15 protein-coding genes are annotated in these 19,417 nt (G+C 37.0%); 8 read left to right on the top strand and 7 right to left on the bottom strand.

Annotated elements, in window-relative coordinates:
- Window positions 1–12: 12 nt before the first annotated feature.
- The 4 genes from AA650_RS24915 to AA650_RS24900 all read right to left on the bottom strand — a co-directional run bounded on the left by AA650_RS24915 (window position 13) and on the right by AA650_RS24900 (window position 3,791).
- Window positions 13–822 carry a pentapeptide repeat-containing protein gene (locus tag AA650_RS24915; RefSeq protein WP_053541071.1) on the bottom strand — a complete coding sequence of 270 codons (810 nt, stop codon included), beginning with the start codon at window positions 820–822 and terminating at the stop codon, window positions 13–15.
- A gap of 308 nt (window positions 823–1,130) precedes the next feature.
- On the bottom strand, window positions 1,131–1,772 hold the full coding sequence (locus AA650_RS24910; RefSeq protein ID WP_039202830.1) for a hypothetical protein: 642 nt from the start codon (window positions 1,770–1,772) through the stop codon (window positions 1,131–1,133).
- 396 nt (window positions 1,773–2,168) lie between these two features.
- Window positions 2,169–3,350 (bottom strand): acyltransferase family protein, encoded by a 1,182-nt coding sequence (locus AA650_RS24905; RefSeq protein ID WP_039202828.1) that lies wholly within the window; start codon window positions 3,348–3,350, stop codon window positions 2,169–2,171.
- A gap of 216 nt (window positions 3,351–3,566) precedes the next feature.
- Complete coding sequence (locus AA650_RS24900; protein WP_039202827.1) at window positions 3,567–3,791, bottom strand: hypothetical protein; 225 nt, start codon at window positions 3,789–3,791, stop codon at window positions 3,567–3,569.
- A gap of 585 nt (window positions 3,792–4,376) precedes the next feature.
- On the opposite strand from AA650_RS24900, the gene AA650_RS24895 reads away from it, so the two are divergent.
- From AA650_RS24895 to AA650_RS24885, 3 genes are all read left to right on the top strand, one after another.
- A complete protein-coding gene (locus AA650_RS24895) occupies window positions 4,377–6,095 on the top strand; it encodes a diflavin flavoprotein (protein ID WP_053541070.1) in 1,719 nt (572 codons plus the stop codon).
- A 244-nt stretch (window positions 6,096–6,339) separates the two neighbouring features.
- A complete protein-coding gene (locus AA650_RS24890) occupies window positions 6,340–8,052 on the top strand; it encodes a diflavin flavoprotein (RefSeq protein WP_053541410.1) in 1,713 nt (570 codons plus the stop codon).
- A gap of 557 nt (window positions 8,053–8,609) precedes the next feature.
- A complete protein-coding gene (locus AA650_RS24885; protein ID WP_199924348.1) occupies window positions 8,610–8,789 on the top strand; it encodes a hypothetical protein in 180 nt (59 codons plus the stop codon).
- 56 nt (window positions 8,790–8,845) lie between these two features.
- On the opposite strand, the gene AA650_RS24880 is transcribed toward AA650_RS24885, so the two are convergent.
- Both AA650_RS24880 and ubiE read right to left on the bottom strand, forming a co-directional pair.
- Window positions 8,846–10,084 carry a DUF445 domain-containing protein gene (locus tag AA650_RS24880; protein WP_053541068.1) on the bottom strand — a complete coding sequence of 413 codons (1,239 nt, stop codon included), beginning with the start codon at window positions 10,082–10,084 and terminating at the stop codon, window positions 8,846–8,848.
- A 244-nt stretch (window positions 10,085–10,328) separates the two neighbouring features.
- Window positions 10,329–11,018, bottom strand: a complete 690-nt coding sequence (gene ubiE, locus AA650_RS24875; RefSeq protein ID WP_053541067.1) for a bifunctional demethylmenaquinone methyltransferase/2-methoxy-6-polyprenyl-1,4-benzoquinol methylase UbiE — start codon at window positions 11,016–11,018, stop codon at window positions 10,329–10,331.
- A gap of 348 nt (window positions 11,019–11,366) precedes the next feature.
- On the opposite strand from ubiE, the gene AA650_RS24870 reads away from it, so the two are divergent.
- The 4 genes from AA650_RS24870 to AA650_RS28465 all read left to right on the top strand — a co-directional run bounded on the left by AA650_RS24870 (window position 11,367) and on the right by AA650_RS28465 (window position 16,048).
- Window positions 11,367–12,443 carry a RuBisCO accumulation factor 1 gene (locus AA650_RS24870; protein ID WP_053541066.1) on the top strand — a complete coding sequence of 359 codons (1,077 nt, stop codon included), beginning with the start codon at window positions 11,367–11,369 and terminating at the stop codon, window positions 12,441–12,443.
- A gap of 430 nt (window positions 12,444–12,873) precedes the next feature.
- Window positions 12,874–13,941, top strand: a complete 1,068-nt coding sequence (locus AA650_RS24865) for a serine/threonine protein kinase (protein WP_053541065.1) — start codon at window positions 12,874–12,876, stop codon at window positions 13,939–13,941.
- A 170-nt stretch (window positions 13,942–14,111) separates the two neighbouring features.
- The gene (locus AA650_RS24860) at window positions 14,112–15,524 is read left to right on the top strand and encodes a serine/threonine protein kinase (RefSeq protein ID WP_053541064.1); all 1,413 of its coding nucleotides are present in this window, start codon (window positions 14,112–14,114) and stop codon (window positions 15,522–15,524) included.
- 362 nt (window positions 15,525–15,886) lie between these two features.
- A complete protein-coding gene (locus AA650_RS28465) occupies window positions 15,887–16,048 on the top strand; it encodes a hypothetical protein (protein ID WP_199924347.1) in 162 nt (53 codons plus the stop codon).
- Window positions 16,049–16,193: 145 nt separating this feature from the next.
- Here AA650_RS28465 and AA650_RS24855 read toward each other — a convergent pair whose 3' ends face one another.
- Complete coding sequence (locus AA650_RS24855) at window positions 16,194–16,916, bottom strand: Uma2 family endonuclease (RefSeq protein WP_053541063.1); 723 nt, start codon at window positions 16,914–16,916, stop codon at window positions 16,194–16,196.
- 169 nt (window positions 16,917–17,085) lie between these two features.
- Here AA650_RS24855 and AA650_RS24850 point away from each other — a divergent pair, with 169 nt between their 5' ends.
- On the top strand, window positions 17,086–19,365 hold the full coding sequence (locus tag AA650_RS24850; protein WP_053541062.1) for an ATP-dependent helicase: 2,280 nt from the start codon (window positions 17,086–17,088) through the stop codon (window positions 19,363–19,365).
- The last annotated feature ends 52 nt before the right edge of the window (window positions 19,366–19,417 follow it).

The following is a 19,417-nucleotide window of genomic DNA, read 5'->3' as shown; positions in this document are numbered from 1 at the left end:
ACCTCGTTACCGTTAATTGCATTTCTTTGGTGTTAATAATTCTAAGTTATTCTCTAAAATCGTCCCTTTCAAATTTGCTCCCTGAAAATTTGCACCCCTAATAGTTGCACCGTGCAAATTTGCTCCGGCTAAATTCGCACCTTTCAAATTTGCCCAACTTAAATCAGCTTCCGTTAAATTAGCTTCCGTTAAATTAGCTTTAGATAAAAATGCGTTTCCTAAATGAGCTTTGGTTAAATTAGCTTTATGTAAGTTAGCTTGATAAAGTTGAGCAGTCATTAATTCTGCTTCATATAAATTTGCTTCACTCAAGTTAGCAGTAATTAAATTAACTGCCATCAAATTTGCAAAACTTAAATTACTGCGAATAAGTTGCGCTGCGGCTAAATCAGCATTTTTTAAATTAGCATTTTGGAAATCTGTACCAATTAAATTAGCATCGTTAATGATAGTATTTTCCAGATTTGCACCACTAAAATCAGCACCAATAAAGTTGCCAAAACTTAAATTAGCCTGGGTTAAAATTGCCCCACTCAAATTAGCAATACTCAAATTCGCTTGACTTAAGTTAGCTTCTATTAATTTGGCTTGATAAAAAATAGCATTACTGAGATTGGCATGACTGAAATTAGTTCGCACCAATAAAGCGTGAGCTAAATTTACTTTATTCAAGTTTACCCCTTGGAGATTTGCTCCGCGGAGATTTTCTCCTAGTAGATTTGCAGCACTAAGATCAATTTCAATTTGGGAATTTTTGTTTCTCCATTCTATCCAGGTAACTGCTCCTGAACGTAATACATTGAGATGTTGTTGATTTGCCATTTTTTGCTCCTTTAGGACTTACGCAAGTTTCACATTTAATATTTTTTGTAAGAGGGTGTTTGAAAAGTCATGATTGCTGTATCAAATCTTTTACCCCTCCCTAACCCTCCCCTTGTGAAGGGGAGGGAAGCAGATTTTTCTTGTTTCCCTTTACAAGGGGAAAGGGGGTAACAATGTGATGAAAATTACGGGATACCACTTTTAAAACATCCTCTAAGGTGCGTCAGACTCGATTATGGGGTAAGAATAAACAGATTTTTAACATTTGACGCACCCTACTAATATGTTAGTTGCGTCAATCTTGTTCCTTATTCGTTACGCTTACCTTGGGAATTTTCCCTTCCAGGTGAGTTTTCAATTGCGGCTAAAGCGCCCGCTGCTCCTGCTAAAATATCCTGTTCTGAGCCACCTAAATAAAGTCTGCCAAAACTACCGACAGCTTGAACTTCGAGGATGTTAATTTGCGCTGCTTTTTCTGCTTCATTAGCTGCTAGTGCTGCATAAGCGGCTGGTTCAACTTCCAATACATAGAGGGTTTGTCCTGCTAGTAGCAGTTGTCCTCGTCGGGTACGGTTAATAAGTTGGGTTTGGTAAGCGTCAATATTGCGGATAATTTGGCTAGAAACTACGCGAGGTTTAATACATTCCTCTTTTTTTACGCCTAAAAATGCCAAAATCGCATCTCCAGCGGCTCGTGTTTCCCCTTGAGAGCCAGAATGCACTTCTAATAGTCCATATAGACGTTCTACTACTTGCACTCCAGGACGAACGGAAGCGGATTTCAGGGCTACGTCCGTAATCTTGTTGATTTCGATACCAGGGGAAATTTCAATCCATAGGGATGTATCCCCCGGTAATGGTAAGAAACCCTGGGCTACTGTTCCCATGTATGCGGCGTGTTGAGGTTGCAGATTGTCTAGAAATACGAAACTGCGTAATTCTATGCCCAAAGTCTTAATTCTCCAGTCATGAGGGTAAACATTTTGGATTTAGATCCCCGACTTCTTTGAGAAGTCGGGGATCTGCAATATATGAGTTTACCGTTAAAGTGGACTAGTTTGGTAATTAGTGATGATTAATTCTTCGGCTGGAGGATGTTTTATTTATAAGTATTAATATGAAATAAGTAAGCCTTAAAGCCAAAATCTTCTGGATTAGAGACTTCCAAGAAATAAATTATCCTAAGAAACGAACCACAGAGGCACAGAGTACACAGAGAGAGAATTTCTGCATCAGTTTTGGGACATTTTTTTATTTGGAAGTCTCTTAGATATTTTAGATGCACAAAAAGGGTTTTACTACTGACCGCTGCTCGATTTTTCATGGGGTCTTTATGTCTAAGACTTTTATGAGATCACGGCATCTTTGATTTTTCGCTTTTTCAAAAAATTAGACATAAATGGCCGCTCAAAGAATAAGTAAAACCAGTAAGCAATAATGAGTGACATCACCGTACCTATTAAATAACATCCTGCTGCAAACATATCTGGTGAGATTGGTAGGTAAAACAGGAAGTAACGCACAAAAACTAAAACTGGTCCATGAGTAAGATAGAGACTATAGGAAAATGTTCCCAGGGCGATCGCTAAAGGATGTTGTAAGATCCGTAGGATTAAAGATGGTTTTTTGTCCTCTATTATTGACTTGGTTAAGGAAATAAATAGACAGGCAAATGCTAGACCGGCGAAAGTTTGATTAATCCATATATGCAGTCCTAGCCGTCGCCATTCAGTGATGACAGCAAGACAGCTAAAGATAATAGCCAACCAACCCCAAGGTAAAGAATTTCTGATAGCTACTAACTTGGGTTTTTGGGAAAATCCAATATCTGCTGCTGCCATTCCTAAACAGAATATACATAAAAACCAAGGATTGGCTGATTCAAATAATCCATTCAACAAATATAGAGGAGTTAAACCAATTAAAAAGGTAATAATGACAATCCCAAATAATCCCAACCTTCGCCATATAGGTAACAATAATAACGGAAATAAAAAGTATATTTGCCATTCTGTGGCGACAGTCCACATGGGTGGGTTAATAGTTAGATATGAGTTGCTGTCAAGATTATGAACTATGAGTAGTTTAAGCAAGACATCCATCAAAGAAAATCTGGGAGAAAATGCTCCTAGTCCTGCTTCTGTATTCCATTGAAAATCCGTAAATTTTTCTAAACCCAAGATAATTGCTGTTAATAGTAAACAGATAAACAGTATTATATAGTAGGGTGGTAAAATTCGCCGCGATCGCTTCTTAATATAATTCATGAAACTTCCTGATAACTGACCATTTTCAGAACGCGCTACTGGCAGCATCAAAACATAACCAGAAAGAACAATGAAAATGACAACACTAAATGCACCATATTTCATGATTTCTCCAAATAATGACCACATTATAGGCAATTGTCCTTCAATTGATGGTTCAATATGTACGAGGACAATATATAAAGACGCTAATCCCCTCAATCCGTCTAAATAAGGAAGATGAAGTCTCTTTTTAGTGGATTCTTCGATAATTTTAGTCATTCAACTAATCTCCTATGCTATTTTTGTACGGACATTTCTTCTCTATTTGCATTTTGGGATTGCAAATTAATTATCAAGAAGAAATACAATATAAAGTTTTTCAAGTATTTGCAAAACCCACAACAAGTTTAGGACTTACACAAAAGTCACGAAATATGAATGAATAAGGAAGTAAATGACAATAAAAAAAGAGGTTTTAGAGATTTTTCACCTAAGCTATAAGGTTCTCAAAATGCCTCTTAAATAGAGGTTATTTAAATGTTGTAGATGGCTATACAAAAGATGCTGATTGATTTGTAACCAAATTTGGTAATCCGCTATATGTACTTGTTCAAAAATCAGAGAAAATACTTTTTTATATTTGGAATTAATAAATACTTCCCTGATTACTGTAACGGCTTCCTTTGAGCCAATTTTTAAATATACCATTGTTGTAATCATAGTATGTCAATAAATTTCACTTATGTACTCTTCGTACAAAATACCTTTTTAGTGACATAAATAATGTCTCTCTCTTATTTTAAAATAAAGCTACAAAATAAATATCAAGTAATCGTAAAGTTTAAACATAAATTATGAAGATTTAAAAGTAAACTTAGTTTTATGATTAGTACGGTTACAGCCAGGATACTCTACCCAATACTGTTCGGTTAACGAAAATTTCCACGTAAACAACATATTGTATAAAACCAACAAATCATTGAAAATGTTGGGTTTCGTTCCGATTGCTCCGCAACGCTAACGCGAACAACCCAACCTACGTATTTTTGTTTTTTAGTCTTAACCGAACAGTATTGATACTCTACCAATAGGACATAAGTATAAATAATACTTACGACAAATAGGGTATTGATTACTGCTGTATTTTGTGATTTCATAGTCCAATTTAATCTAAATTAAAGTAAAAACTGTATCTGTGCCTACAACTTTAATTTTCCGAAATATATTTTTCATTACAGCTTTAAATAAGAATAATAGCGAGAATGGGGGCAGAAGAAATGATTGTTTATTTTCTATTGTGAAATCATGGTAATGATATCAGAGAACGTTCAGAACCGATTAACTATACAAACTGTAGAAATTGCCCCTAATACCACTGCGATTCGTTCTCTAGACTGGGATCGGGATCGTTTTGATATTGAATTTGGTTTACAAAATGGTACAACCTATAATTCATATTTAATTAGAGGTGAACAAACAGTTTTAATTGATACTTCTCACCAGAAGTTTCGTGAACTTTATTTAGAGACTCTTAAAGGTTTAGTTAATCCTAAAACGATTGATTATATAATTGTTAGCCATACTGAACCTGATCATAGTGGCTTAGTAGAAGATATTTTACAGTTAGCACCTAGAGCCACTGTTTTAGCTTCTAAAGTGGCTTTGCAATTTTTAGAAGGTTTGGTACATGAACCTTTTTCTAAGCGAATTGTTAAAAGTGGCGATCGCGTAAAAATTGGTAAAGATCACGAAATGGAATTTGTCAGTGCGCCAAATTTACACTGGCCAGATACTATTTTTAGCTTTGATCGCAAAACCCAAGTTCTCTACACTTGTGATGCCTTTGGAATGCACTACTGTGATGATCGCACTTTCGACGAAGATTTAGAAGCAATTGAAGCTGATTTTCGCTTTTATTATGATTGTTTAATGGGTCCAAATGCTCGTTCTTTGCTAAATGCAATGAAGAGAATGGGTGAACTTGGGGAAATCAAAATTATTGCCAATGGACACGGACCATTACTACATCATAACCTCGATATTCTCAGAGAATGTTATCACAATTGGAGTCAAAAACAAGCAAAAACAGAAACTACTGTAGGGTTGTTTTATGTTTCTGGTTATGGACATAGCGATCACTTGGCACACTCAATTGGTGATGGTTTGCAAAAAGCTGGTGTTGGTGTGGAAGTATTGGATCTCAACACCGCAGAAAGCCAAGAAATTCAAGAATTAGCCGGCAGAGCATCTGGTTTAATTGTAGGGATGCCTTCTACTAGTGCAATTAAAGCACAAGCCGCAATTAGTTCTTTATTAGCCGTTGCTAAAAATAAGCAAGTTGTGGGTTTATTTGAGTCCTATGGTGGCGATGATGAACCGATTGATACTCTCAGACGCAAATTTATTGATTTAGGTATTAAGGAAGCTTTTCCAGCCATTCGTATTAAAGAAACCCCCACAGATTCCACCTATAAACAATTTACAGAAGCCGGCAATGCTTTGGGACAATTGTTAGTGCGGGAACGCAATATTAAACAAATCAAATCTCTCGACGTGAACATGGAAAAAGCGTTGGGAAGAATTAGCAATGGTTTGTATATTGTCACTGCCAAAAAAGGCGATATTAGCGGTGCAATGATCGCTTCTTGGGTGACACAAGCCAGTTTACAGCCTTTAGGTTTTACCATTGCTGTAGCTAAAGATCGCGCTTTAGATGACTTAATGCAAGTAGGCGATCGCTTTGTTCTCAATGTTCTAGAAGAAGGCAACTATCAAGACCTGAAAAAGCATTTTCTCAAACGTTTAAATCCCGGTGCTGATAGATTTGCAGACATAAAAATCCAAACTGCTAAAAACGGTTCACCCATTCTTACCGACGCACTCGCATACATGGAATGTGAAGTAATCAGCAACATGGAATGTAGTGATCACTGGATTTTATACTGCACAGTTGAAGATGGCAAAGTTTCTAAACCCGATGGAATTACCGCAGTTCGTCATCGCAAAGTAGGAAATTACTATTAATTAGTCATTAGTCAGTGGAAGTAAGAGTAAAATTTCCTTCTTCTTTCCTATTTTCCTATCTTCCTTCTTTTTCCTGACTCCTGACTGGGCGCAGTCCCTGCGCCCCTACCTCCTATTTTCCAATACACAGATATTTATTTACCCATCTTTCATAATAACTATGACACTTCCAGATTCATTTTCTAACGCTGTTGAATCAGCTAAAAATTGGGTTTCTCAAGTTTTTTCGACCCAACAAGTATCCATGAGCGATTCCAGACCAAGAGACGTACAAATACTACCAATTGCTACTAACACAAAAGTAATGCGATCGCGTAGTAAGTCCCGGTTGCGGTTTGAAATTGAATATGCTCTAGAACGGGGAACTACTTCTAATAGCTATTTAATAGAAGCCGATAAGACTGCATTAACAGACGCTCCCGCCGAAGGATTTACAGAAATTTATCTGGAAGCATTACAGAAAACTATTAATGTGCAAAAGTTGGATTATGTAATTTTGGGACATTTTAACCCCAATCGTATTCCTACTTTAAAAGCAATTTTAGCGATCGCACCCCAAATTACCTTTGTTTGTTCCCTTCCCGCTGCTAATAATTTACGTGCTGCTTTCACCGACCAAGATATCAAAGTTCTCGTCATGCGGGGGAAAGAAACCCTAGATTTAGGTAAAGGTCATGTCTTGAAATTCTTACCTACTCCTAGTCCCCGCTGGCCTGAAGCACTTTGTACTTACGACCAACAAACCCAAATTCTTTTTACAGATAAGCTATTTGGCGCTCACATCTGTGGTGAAGAAGTATTTGATGATCATTGGGAAACTTTCAAAGAAGACCAACGTTATTACTTTAATTGCCTCATGGCTCCTCATGCAACTCATGTGGAATCAGCTTTGGAGAAAATCTCCGATTTACAGGTGAGAATGTATGCTGTCGGTCATGGACCCTTGGTACGCACCAGTTTAATTGAACTAACCAAATCCTACAGTGAGTGGAGTCGCGCTCAAAAAGATCGAGAAATATCCGTAGCACTTCTCTACGCTTCCGCTTATGGCAACACTGCCACCTTAGCACAAGCAATGGCGTTAGGATTAACCAAAGGTGGCGTTGCAGTTAAATCTGTCAACTGTGAATTTGCTTCTGCTGACGAAATCCGTACCAGCTTCGAACAAGCAGATGGTTTTATCATTGGTACTCCTACCATTGGTGGACACGCACCTACTCCCATTCATACCGCATTAGGAATTGTCCTCTCTAGCGGTGATAATACCAAACCGGCGGGGGTATTTGGTTCTTATGGTTGGAGTGGTGAAGCTTTAGACTTGGTAGAATGCAAACTCCGAGACGCTGGCTATCGTTTCGGTTTTGATACCTTGAAAGTCAAATTTAAACCAGATGAAGTCACTCTCAAATATTGCGAAGAAGTCGGTACAGACTTTGCTCAAAGTTTGCGAAAAGCCAAGAAAGTGCGTGTTCCTCAACAATCTGCAACCCCCACAGAACAAGCTGTCGGCCGGATTATTGGTTCTGTCTGTGTTATTGCAGCCAAACAAGGAGAATTTTCGACAGGGATGATGGGGGCTTGGGTATCTCAGGCTACTTTCAACCCACCGGGAATTACTGTAGCGATCGCCAAAGAGCGAGCAGTCGAATCACTATTATATCCTGGTGGTAAATTTGTCTTGAATATCCTTCCTGAAGGTGTTCATCTGGAATACATGAAACATTTCCGCAAAAGTTTTAAACCTGGAGAAGACAGATTTGCTAACTTCCCCACAGCGGAAGCCGATAATGGTTGTACCATTTTAACAGAAGCCTGTGCATATCTAGAATGTTTGGTACAACAGCGCCTAGAATGCGGTGATCATTGGGTAATTTATGCAACTGTTGACAACGGTAAATTACTCAAGCCGGATGCCATGACTGCTATTAACCACCGGAAAACAGGTTCATACTATTGATGTTTTAAAAGTTTTCGGCGACTAGAAGTCGCTACTACACAAGCAAAGTCCACCTAATCAAAAATCCATTCTATTACATTCGACTGGAAACCGCTGTAAAATACAATGGAGGGCGCACGCCCTGCGCCCCTACGGGTTTTGCGATAAACAACTATAACGTATTCAACCCACGAAGGTGGGTTTTGTCTGTGTAGCCGCGACTTCTAGTCGCCAGGTGGATAATAAAATTAGACTGATATTTTTTAACTCTTACAAAAGTTAAATTTTTTAACTTCCGTAATTTCCACAAAGACAATTGTGAAATACTAGTTTAATCTCAAATTATGAAGGTATTAGTAATCGAAATTTATTAACTAAGTAATTGGACAAAAATATTTACAGTCATTGCGAGGGAAGGGAAGCAATCACAACCCTTGCGATTGCTTCATTTCACTTCGTTCCATATGGCTAATGCCACGCAACGCTTACGCAATGACATTGTGTAATTAATTTTGTCTCACTACTTAGATTGCCAGATACTTCTGAAGTGGTTGATTATATAGTATATTTTTCCCCCCATGAATCCCAAACATACAAAAATTAACTTTCCTCTGTGGCAATATTTAAACCAGCCATTATTTAGCTATCATATTCAAGTAATCTGGAATCCCCAACGTTTTGCTATGCTTTGGCGAATTCAACTTTTAGAACAATGCTGGAGAAAAAAATGTGCTTCTAAGGGTAAACAACAATCTTGATTTGTCAGTTGTTAGTAGAAACTACCAATTACCAATTACCAATTACCAATTACCCATTACATAGATTGACTCAAAAATAAAAATCCTACTTGTAACAAACCAACAACAAAACCTAAAACACCACCCAAAGTGACAATTGCTTGTAATTCATTTCTGACAATTCCCTCAATTGCATCTTCTAACTCAGCAGGTGATGTACCTTTGACTCGTTCTACAATTACCTGATCTATAGATAAAATAGGAATTGCTTGAGATACAATAACTTCTAAATCTTTTTCCAGATACTTTTCTAAAATTAATGCTAAATCCCGTGCAACAACTTCTAAGGAGGTGTTAACAACGCTTGAACTACTTAAGCGATTTAGTAATACAATAGAAATCCTTTCCCAGTCAGCCGATTCTGTTAATTCTTTCAGTAAATTACTACCACTATTTTGTAGATATTGACGGACATTATCTCTAATAGTTTTCCGCAGTTGACGCACTGTACCAACTGGGAGATTTTGCAAAGATAAATTTTGTAATAATTCTTTAATGCGATCGCGCATTTTTAAATCTTTGATTAATTCTTGCAATCGCTTGTTAGTTGCTTCTTTCTCATCTAAGCAAAATGTCCGTAATCGAGTTAAAGTATTTTTCAACCCAAACAAATTTGCCACTACCCAATAAGTACCACTGGTTTTTTCTCGAAAGCTTTCATCAATAGTTTGAATTGTCCGATCTGTTAAAAAATCAATAATAACTTGTCGTAATCTATCTGAAGGTAAAACCACCTCTAGTAACCAATCAGCTAACCGGATAGATTGTTCATCACTGAGTTGAAATTCTAGTAATACTTTGTCAAATATTTGGTTAACTTGGGTTTCTAAAAATGTTTCTTTTCTCGCCAGAACCTTCAAGAGACGCGGTAAAGATTCACCTAATAAATCCCGTAAAATACCAGCTAAAATTTTAGTGCTACGAGGGTTTTTATCACCTTTAACTTGATCAACTACCAGACGTAATAACCAGAGAATTCCACCTTGTAATCGTTCAGGTTGTAGGAGTTTCCGCGCCAGATTTTGCATTTCTTCTGGAGTCAGTAGCGATTTCATAATCGCATTCGCAATATTCTGTCCTAACCGTTCCTGATTACTAGGAATTAAACCAGGAGTAAACGGTACTTTTCGTCCAAAAATATAAACGGCTTTATAGGGACGAAATAACATTTTTATGGCTATGTCGTTGGTATAATAGCCAATTAATCCACCCAGAATGGGGGGAGAGATATATAATAGAATTCTAGACAAATCCACAGGCTTTTGGATTAGGTAATGGGTAATGGGTAATGGGTAAGGGTGGAAGTTTTATTGAATTATTAATTTTGGCTCTACCGCTCCCTTTACGTAAAACAACATTTATTGTAGGTTGGGTTGACGCAAGGAAACCCAACAACTCTTACTATCTTACCGCCAATGTTGGGGTTCACTTCGTTTAACCCAACCTACAAAAATTAAATTAATATTCTTCTCCATAAGGGGAGCGGTAGAACCTTAATTTTTAATTTCTTACTACTAATACTCCCATCATACCGTTAGCAATGGGGTAATGTGTGGCATTCATAAAACCGGCTTCAATAGCTAACTCTATTTGCTCCTTCCCAGTGGGAAATCGGTCTAAACTAGGGCTAATATAAGCATATTCGTCTTTTAAGCCTAGATTAGTAGCTATGGGAACTACCAGATTATCCAAGTACCACTGTTGCACAGCGCGGTACTGTTGATTGTCGGGACGATGAAAGTCTAAAATTGCGGCTTTTGCACCTGGTTTGAGAACACGGTGTATTTCTTTGAGACTACCGGGAATATCTTTAACATTTCTTAATCCATACCCCATCGTGGCTGTGTCAAAATAATTATCATCAAAAGGTAAATTTAATACATCTGCTTCTATCCAATTAATAGGAGGTTGGGGATAGTAATTTTTGCAGCGTTCTTGAGCAGTATTTAGTAAGTTAGCAGAAAAATCTACTCCATAAACTTTGCCTATTTTCCCTACATGACGTGCTAACCGAAAGGTTAAATCCCCACTACCACAACACAAATCTAAGCCAGTATCACCAGGTTTAGCTGCGCTCCATTTGACTGTCATTTCTTTCCAAATGCGGTGTTGTCCCCAGCTTAACTGATCGTTAAGTTGGTCATAAACAGGAGCAATACGATTAAATATAGCGCGGACTTCGTTACTCATTTGTTGAGGGAATAGGGAACATTAAGTTTTTTGGCACTTTCAGGGGTTAGGCGTTGACGGCGAACTTGGTTAGATTCAAAATTGGGTTTATCCATAAATATATCCGTGTTAGCTGCTATTTTGTTATATTTTCTATCTGTATGATGTTAAGAATAGCGCTGAAAACTCAAGTGAGATGCAAATTTCTTTGATACACTAATTCTACAACTATATATCTCACTTATTTTTTCTGACTATTTTCATGAGTAATAAGTCAAAATACACATAAGAGAAGAAGATAGTTTTCCAGATTTATATTTCTTCACGCTCATCACACAGTATTAACTTTTTAAGACGCATCCTTTAATTATGACCGAAATACAGCCCAATTTGCCAAATCCTGACCAAGAAACAGCCACAGAATTATTAGTTAAGCTGAGACAAAAACAGGGGACTTGGGTGGAATGGGGACAGGCGATCGCCTACCTGCAAAAAAATGGTTACAATCCCCAAGACATCTTTGAAGCCACTGGATTTGAACCAATTCAACAAAATCAGGTAATTGTTGGCTCTCAGGTTTATAATTCTATGGAAAAATGTGGCTCATCATCGGCAACATTGGCATATTATAGCACCAAGAGTAGTGATGTCTTATATGAATTGCGTGGATTAACCCAAGAAGACCGAGCCACGACTGCGGATTTGACATATCAATACAAACTTGATGCCGATGTAGTCAGGGATATAGCCAAAGCAGTGAAAGACTATTCTTGGTTTCCTACTTTACCCGAAGGTTTTAGTAAACATCCAGGAGATGCGATCGCCTATCAATCCTGGAAATATGCTAAACAAAAATCTGACTTATCCGAGCGATCGCGCTTAATTGCCAAGGGATTACGCTTTGCTCACTCCGAAACAGCTAGAAAACAACTAGAACAACTGTTAATGGATTTTAGCGTTACGGCTAAAGTAGCACCGCCGATTTTACCATTTTATCGTCTAGAAATTGATGAAGATTTACCCCGGATTTTACCGGTTGTAGGCGAGTTACCATTAACATCACAGGAATTAAAAGCTGTACCATTTATTACCGAAATTCAACCATTTCGGATCGTCAAATTTGCCGGAGAACAAGCTTGGGTATCTTTACCAGGTTGGAAAGTGCTACTAAATGCCGAAGATCCTGTAGTTGTCATTGGTAAAAGCGATATTTTCCCCAACCCCCATCAAAACAAAGTTGAACCAATTATGATCGTTATAGATCGCGCTCAAAGAGAATGGGATATTTCCAATTACTTTGTGTTTGAAAACGGCGATAGTATTGACTTTCAATGGTTTGAAACTGCACCAGCAATTCCCTTGTTAGGAAAAATGATTGTCTTGGTTCGTCCTAAGAAAGTTCTCGATGAAGAATATACCAAAGATGCTTGGCAGATTGACGAGTAATGCAATAGGAGACTTCCAAGAAATAAATTATCCCAAGAAACGAACCACAGAGGCACAGAGTACACAGAGAGAGAATTTTTGCATCAGTTTTGGGACATTTTTTTATTTGGAAGTCTCTAGAAGTCACCGAGTCAGAAAGAAGAAATTAATTTAACAGTTTTGCGTAGATGTGTAAGGGTTTAGCAGTGCTAAACCCCTACCCATACAATCAAGTAGTTAAGATATTTTTATTATATAAGCAGGTTTCATAGAAGACCAAGGGATTATTTTCTGTTGAAAGTTGATGAATTACGCATTGAAGATGTGATTCTTATATTAAGAATATGGCATGGGAAGGAGTTTCGTGATTTTGGGTAAAAACTGAAGCTAGATAGAGACTACACAAGCTTTTTGTGCGAAAATTAATCCAAGTATTTGGGGAGTTGCAAAAATGGCTTGGGTAGCAGGTGATCAGTTGCAAGGTGGAAAATACACAATTGAGAGAAAGTTAAAAACAGGACGATTTGGCATTAATTATATTGCTAAAAACAAACAGCACGATTTTCTGCTGCTAAAAACTTTAGATGTTAATTCACTTACATCTCTTAATCAATTAGAGAAAGAACGTTTAGAAACTATGTTTATGCGAGAAGCGGTAAAACTTACCCTTTGTCAACATGAACATATTGTCAAATTTTACGAACCTTTTAAAGAAGCAGGTTATTCATGTTTAGTAATGGAATATATTCCTGGAGAAACTTTAGATAAACTGGGAAAAATTTCTTCAGAAGAAGCATTAATTTATATTCAACAAATTGGCGCGGCTTTAACAATTGTACATCAACATCATTTAATTCATGGAGATGTACAGCCAGAAAATATTATTTTACGTGCGGGAAAATCTGAAGCTGTATTAATTGATTTTGATTTAGTTTTAGATTTTGATCATGAATTAACAACGCGACGAGTTAGAGAAAATGTCGAGGGTTTTGCATCTCTTGAGCTTTGCACTAAAAATACTAAACCAACCGCAGCTAGTGATATTTATTCCTTAGCTGCAACTTTTTATTATGCCATAACTGGTCAACTTCCTGAAACTGCTTTAAAACGTAAAATTGACAATAAACGTTTAACACCACCACAAGAGCTTATTTCTAGTATCAGTAATGAATTAAATCTAGCAATTCTTAAAGGAATGGAATTAGAAGCCAAAAACAGACCAAAATCAATAGAATTATGGCTAAAATTATTAAATAGCAATTCTTACAATGCCAATGCAGAACGTCAAAATGCCAATGCAGAAGGTCAAAATGTCAATGCAGAAGGTCAAAATACTAATGCAGGAAGTCACACTAATAACAGAACGGAAAACAAACCTTCTGTAAGTTGGGATAAAAGAATGCAGATTTTGACATTAGTTATAGCTGCAATTACAGCTTTTGGGGCTTTACTCCAAGGTATAGCTAGTTGGAAGAGTTCAACAACACCACCTCCCAATCCTACTTCTACCAAAAAATAAACAGTTTTTAATAAATAAACAGCTTTTTTAAATTTAATGAAATACAAAGTTATCTTATCTGTGTTCATCTGCGTCTATCCGCGTTTAATTCTTTTTTGTATTTTACTTAAATCAGAATTGCTGTAATTTGCTACTCAAAATTAGTATTAATTTGTAAATCAGAGGTGTTTATGACTTGGGTAACAGGACAAGAATTACAAAATGGTAAATATGTAATTCAGCAAGTTCTCGGACAAGGAGGATTTGGAATTACTTACCAAGCATTACAAGTTAATTTAAAGCGGTCAGTTGTCATTAAAACACCTAATGAATATCTGCAACATGATCCAGATTATGAAAAATATATAGAAAAATTTATTGCAGAAGGACAAATATTAGCAGAGTTATCTAAAGATCCTCATCCTCATATTGTTGGGGTAATTGAACTATTTCAGGAAGGTAATACCTATTGTCTAGTCATGGAATTTATACCAGGTGAAAATTTATTTCAAGTAATTAACCGTAGTGGAGCATTACCAGAAGCAGAGATTATAACTTATATTCGCCAAATTGGAGCAGCTTTGATAAAGGTACATAAAGCGGGTTTAGTGCATAGAGATACTCACCCTAGAAATATCATGATACGAAATAATAGTAAAGCAGTTTTAATTGATTTTGGCATTGCTAAAGAAATAATTTTTTTAAGTAGAACGTTGACAGATAGAGATGCTAATAGGGAATTTGCACCTTATGAACAGATATTTAAAGGAAGTAGAGATCCACGAGTAGATATTTACTGTTTAGCTGCTAGTCTTTATTATGGAGTAACTGGTCAATACCCGACAAATTCTTTAGCTCGTAAAGTTGGTAGAGAGCGATTAATTCCACCGCAGAAAATTATTTCTGGTATCAGCAAGGAATTAAATCAGGCAATTCTCAAAGGTATGGCGTTAGAAGCAAGAGACAGACCGAAATCAATGCAGTTATGGTTAGAAATGTTAAATTATAAATCTCAAATTCCTAATAAAGAGAGAAAAGTTAGTAATGTAATATTAAATATTGTTAGTGTCAGGAAAAACATTGTTAATATAATAATAAAATTTATTAATAGAGGCAAAAACATTGTTAATGTAACAATAAAAATTGTTAATGCAGGAACAAACATTGTTAATGCAGTGTTAATTAGAAATACTGAAAAGTCAAAAGTTGTTTATCCTGACCGTAAACCAGCTAGAACAATTCCTTGGGTTTCGTTGACTATATTATTATTGAATTATTGTATTATTGGCTTCACTTTAACCCTGGTTAATGCTCCGTTTTGGCTTTGGGCTGTGCTTGTGCCTTTGGTTTTGGTTTGGGCTGTGGCTTTCGCTTGGGAGGTGGCTGTGGCTTTGGCTTTGGTTTGGGCTGTGATTGTGGTTGCGTTTGTGGCTAAGGCTGTGGTTATGTTTCTGGCTGCGGCTGTGGCTGTACCTGCTCTTCTGGCTGAGGAAAAATTAAGAAAATCATTTAGTAAGTTTCATGCTTTTCTAATTTTAGCTGGCACTTCCAACATCGGTTTAGGTTTAGGATGGATAGTATACAAACTTTTGACGGTTTTATAGATAGTAAATAGAAATTTAGAGGTAAAGATTGTAGAGACCTTCCATATAATCACTACCCATATTTAACTTCAGGACTTACACAAAATATTCCTCAAACCCTCCTTTCTCCGTGTTCTCCGTGCCTGGAGTGGTTCGTTATTCCGTAACTCCTAAATTTAATATTACGCTTCCGGTTCAATTCCCAAAGCCCGTAATTGTGCGGCCAAGCAATTTCCTGTAGGTGTGGTGTGCTATGTCTCTTTTTCCTCAATTAAGTTATAATCTATTTAAATAAAGTCAATTAAATCAAGAGAACCTAAATTAGGGTAACATTAGAACAGGCAATTTTAACTGTTAATCAACTTCCTTTTGAACAAAGAGAAATGTTATTAGAAATTATTAAAAATCAAATGATTGAATCTCGTCGTGAAGAAATTGCTGAAGATGCAAAAAAAGCGATCTCAGCCTTTCACAAAGGAGAGTTAAAACCTCAGTCTATGGAGAGTATTATTGTTGAATTACAAGCAAGTTTAACAGAAGATTAATGAGAGAATTAGTTTTAACGCCTAATATCAAATTTAGTCATCTTTAGATGACTTTTGCTATTAGACTGGGAATTCATTCTCAGTCGGGCTATTTGTTTTTACTTCCATTAAATCCAAAACCGTCACCATTACATTTAATTTAATATTACGCTTCTGGTTCAATTCCCAAAGCCCGTAATTGTGCAGCCAAGCGATTTGCTCTTTCTTCACCAGTTAATAACAAATTACCTTGCAAATCCCACCACCGCAACCAGGGTAATTCTGCATTCTGATATTCACCTTGCCATAAACCCAACTCCACACCCATAGGTGTAATTGAATAATGTCCTCGTTCATTTGCTGCTAATAACTGATATTTTCCACCAATTAATTCATAAACTTCTATACTGGCTTTATTCACTTCATAAATGCCATAAAAAGCAGGTTTAATCACCTGTTCGTAAATCCATAATTTACCCTTCCAAGGCGTTTTATCTCGCTTTTCTGCACCATTCCCAGAAACAAATTCTAACACAATTAATGGCGAAATATATTCTAACCAACGCACATAAGAACGTCGGATTTTACCATCTAGTAAAGGTGGAACATTGGGTATATAAAACCAGTCTGGAGCTAGTGCGCCAATTTCTGGCGGCTCGGTAATGCGCCAATAAATAGCACTATTTTGACCTATGATATATTGTAGGTCTGGATGATGTTTTTGTAATACTGGTTTGATAGAATCAGTTAGTAGAATACTTTGGGGATGTTCTTGCCAATTTTTCACAAATGTACCGTCCGACTCTGGGAGTTGAGTGTGGTCTGGAAGAGAGGTTTCTGGATAAGGGCGTAAGTCTTGATCTTCCTGGATATCAGTTGTAAAAGTCATTATGTCCTCCTGCTGGTGTGAGGTTTATTCTAGTTTAGCAAGATTAAGGTGTAAAGCGATCGCCCAGCGCTCCGCAGGCATCGTACGATGTAATAAACCTACCCCTGTAGATATTCCTCTCATTGAGGATATTAACTTAAATCAAATTACACAGCTTGTATAAAAACTAATGACTAATGACCAATCACCACTGACTAAATTAAAAGAGAATATCGCTGTCATTCGCGCCCAACTGCGCCCAGGACAAACGCAAATGGCGGATTGGAGATGGGGACCATTGGCTGTGTCTGCTGTGCCTGGAGCGGGAAAATCAACGGGAATGGCGGCAGCCGCAGCGATCGCCATTGCTCGTCAATATGAGGATTATTTAAATACAGGCAATCAGGATTATAAACAGTTAATTGTTGTTACTTTTACCCGTTCCGCCACTGCTAATATTAAACTTAAAATTCGGGAAAACTTAAAGAAATTATCTTTACCACAAACAGGATTTGCCGTTTATACTTTGCATGGTTTAGCGTTAATTATCGCTAGTCGTCATCCGAATTTGTCAGGGTTACAATTAGAAAATGCGACTTTAATCACACCCAATCAAAGTCATAAATTCATTCGCACAGCAGTAGAACAATGGATTGCTAATTATCCAGAAATTTATCTACGTTTACTTGCAGGAAAGCAATTTGATGGCGAAGAAACCGAAAAACTCCGTCGTCAATCGGTGCTGCGAACGGAAATATTGCCAGATTTAGCTTATACGGTGATTCATGAAGCCAAAAGTTCGGGAATATCGCCAGCAGATTTATTAAAGTGGAGTGAACAAACTCATAATAAATATGACATTTTAAGAATAGCCGCTGGATTATATGAACAATATCAAAAAATCATGCAGTTACAAGACTTTATTGATTACGATGATATGATATTAGGGGCTTTAAAAGTTTTGCGAAATCCTAGCACCTGCCGCATTGAACAAAATAAAGTTTTTGCTGTTTTTGAAGACGAAGCTCAAGATTCTAGTCCTTTACAAACAGATTTATTAGAAATACTCGCTAGTCAAGAATATGCCGATAATTTAGATAAATCAGCTTTGAATTTAATCAGAGTTGGTGATCCTAATCAAGCCATTAATTCTACATTTACACCTGCTGACCCTATTTATTTTCGAGAATTTTGCGAAGATTGTCAAATTCAAGATAGACTAGCGGAAATGGATCAAGCTGGTCGTAGTACACAAATAATTATTGATGCGGCTAACTTTGCTTTAGAATGGGTCAATAATCAAGATTTTGCCAAAACTCAACATAGACAAGCACCATTTAGAAATCAGAAAATTCACCCAGTTAATCAAGAAAATGGCAATCCTCAACCTGTGGGACAAGGTTTCGAACTTTATACTCCTAGAGATATTCATCATACAGTTGAATTACTTTCCCAAAGAGCAATTGAACTATTTACAGAAAATCCCCAAGCTTGTGCAGCGATATTAGTGCGAGAAAATCGTCAAGGACGATGGTTAGCTGCGGCTTTAGAACCAATATGCAAAGAACATAAAATTAAACTTTATGATGTGGGAGAAAAAGAACGTCGTTCTCATGTTCCTCAAGAGATATTATCATTATTGCAGTTTTGCGATCGCCCCCATTCCCCCGATTATCTCAAAGCTACCTTAGAAGTCCTTGTAGAACGACAATTAATTCCTACCCAAGATATTAACACTCTGGCTAGTTTACCTGAAGAATTTCTATATCCGGGTCCTTTAGCCACACCCCAAACAGAAACAGTCCAAAAAGCGGCTCATCTTTGTCGGAGTTTACTCAGGGCTTATTTAGAATTACCATTTTATCAAATAATTTCTTTTTTGGCCTTAACCTTAAAATATGATCAAGCCGAATTGGCCACTGCGGATAAACTTGCAGAACGGGTAAATCAGCAAATTTTTGGTAATAGTTCTATGGGGGCAATGATCTCAACTTTAAGTGAAATTGTCAATTCCGAAAGATTTGAATCTGTAGAACCAGAAAATGTAGAAGCACAATACACCAAAGCCGGACAATTAACAATTATCACCATGCACAAAGCCAAAGGGCTAGACTGGGATTATGTATTTTTGCCTTTTCTCCATGAAAATTTAATTCCTGGACGCTTTTGGATTCCCCCCCAAGGACAATTTTTAGGTGATTTTACTCTATCAGAAGTTGCCCGCGCCCAAATTCGTGCTGGACTTCACAAAAAACCCATACCAGATATTAACCAAGCCTGGGAAGAATCAAAATACCTGAAAATTGCTGAAGAATATCGTTTACTTTATGTTGCCATGACTAGAGCCAAAAGACTATTATGGATGTCTGCGGCTCAAAAAGCACCTTTTACTTGGAATAAACCGGAGAATTTACAAACATCAGCCCCTTGTCCAGTTTTTACAGCTTTAAAACGGCAATTTTCTCGGTGAAATAATGTATTTCTCCTTTTCTCGTTCCCATACTTTCTCGTTTCTCGTTCCC

It is taken from the genome of Anabaena sp. WA102, assembly GCF_001277295.1.
GTDB classification, from domain to species: Bacteria; Cyanobacteriota; Cyanobacteriia; order Cyanobacteriales; family Nostocaceae; genus Dolichospermum; species Dolichospermum heterosporum.
The sequence above is the reverse complement of the archived record's forward strand: the minus strand, read 5'-3'. Positions and strand labels throughout refer to the sequence as shown.

Coding starts and splice junctions, on each gene's coding strand:
- ubiE (WP_053541067.1), bottom strand. CDS start 11,018: ATGAGTAACGAAGTCCGCGCTATATTTAATCGTATTGCTCCTGTTTAT.
- AA650_RS24865 (WP_053541065.1), top strand. CDS start 12,874: ATGGCTTGGGTAGCAGGTGATCAGTTGCAAGGTGGAAAATACACAATT.
- AA650_RS24890 (WP_053541410.1), top strand. CDS start 6,340: ATGAGCGATTCCAGACCAAGAGACGTACAAATACTACCAATTGCTACT.
- AA650_RS24855 (WP_053541063.1), bottom strand. CDS start 16,916: ATGACTTTTACAACTGATATCCAGGAAGATCAAGACTTACGCCCTTAT.
- AA650_RS24870 (WP_053541066.1), top strand. CDS start 11,367: ATGACCGAAATACAGCCCAATTTGCCAAATCCTGACCAAGAAACAGCC.
- AA650_RS24860 (WP_053541064.1), top strand. CDS start 14,112: ATGACTTGGGTAACAGGACAAGAATTACAAAATGGTAAATATGTAATT.
- AA650_RS24905 (WP_039202828.1), bottom strand. CDS start 3,350: ATGACTAAAATTATCGAAGAATCCACTAAAAAGAGACTTCATCTTCCT.
- AA650_RS24900 (WP_039202827.1), bottom strand. CDS start 3,791: ATGATTACAACAATGGTATATTTAAAAATTGGCTCAAAGGAAGCCGTT.
- AA650_RS24885 (WP_199924348.1), top strand. CDS start 8,610: ATGAATCCCAAACATACAAAAATTAACTTTCCTCTGTGGCAATATTTA.
- AA650_RS24850 (WP_053541062.1), top strand. CDS start 17,086: ATGACTAATGACCAATCACCACTGACTAAATTAAAAGAGAATATCGCT.
- AA650_RS28465 (WP_199924347.1), top strand. CDS start 15,887: ATGTTATTAGAAATTATTAAAAATCAAATGATTGAATCTCGTCGTGAA.
- AA650_RS24895 (WP_053541070.1), top strand. CDS start 4,377: ATGGTAATGATATCAGAGAACGTTCAGAACCGATTAACTATACAAACT.
- AA650_RS24915 (WP_053541071.1), bottom strand. CDS start 822: ATGGCAAATCAACAACATCTCAATGTATTACGTTCAGGAGCAGTTACC.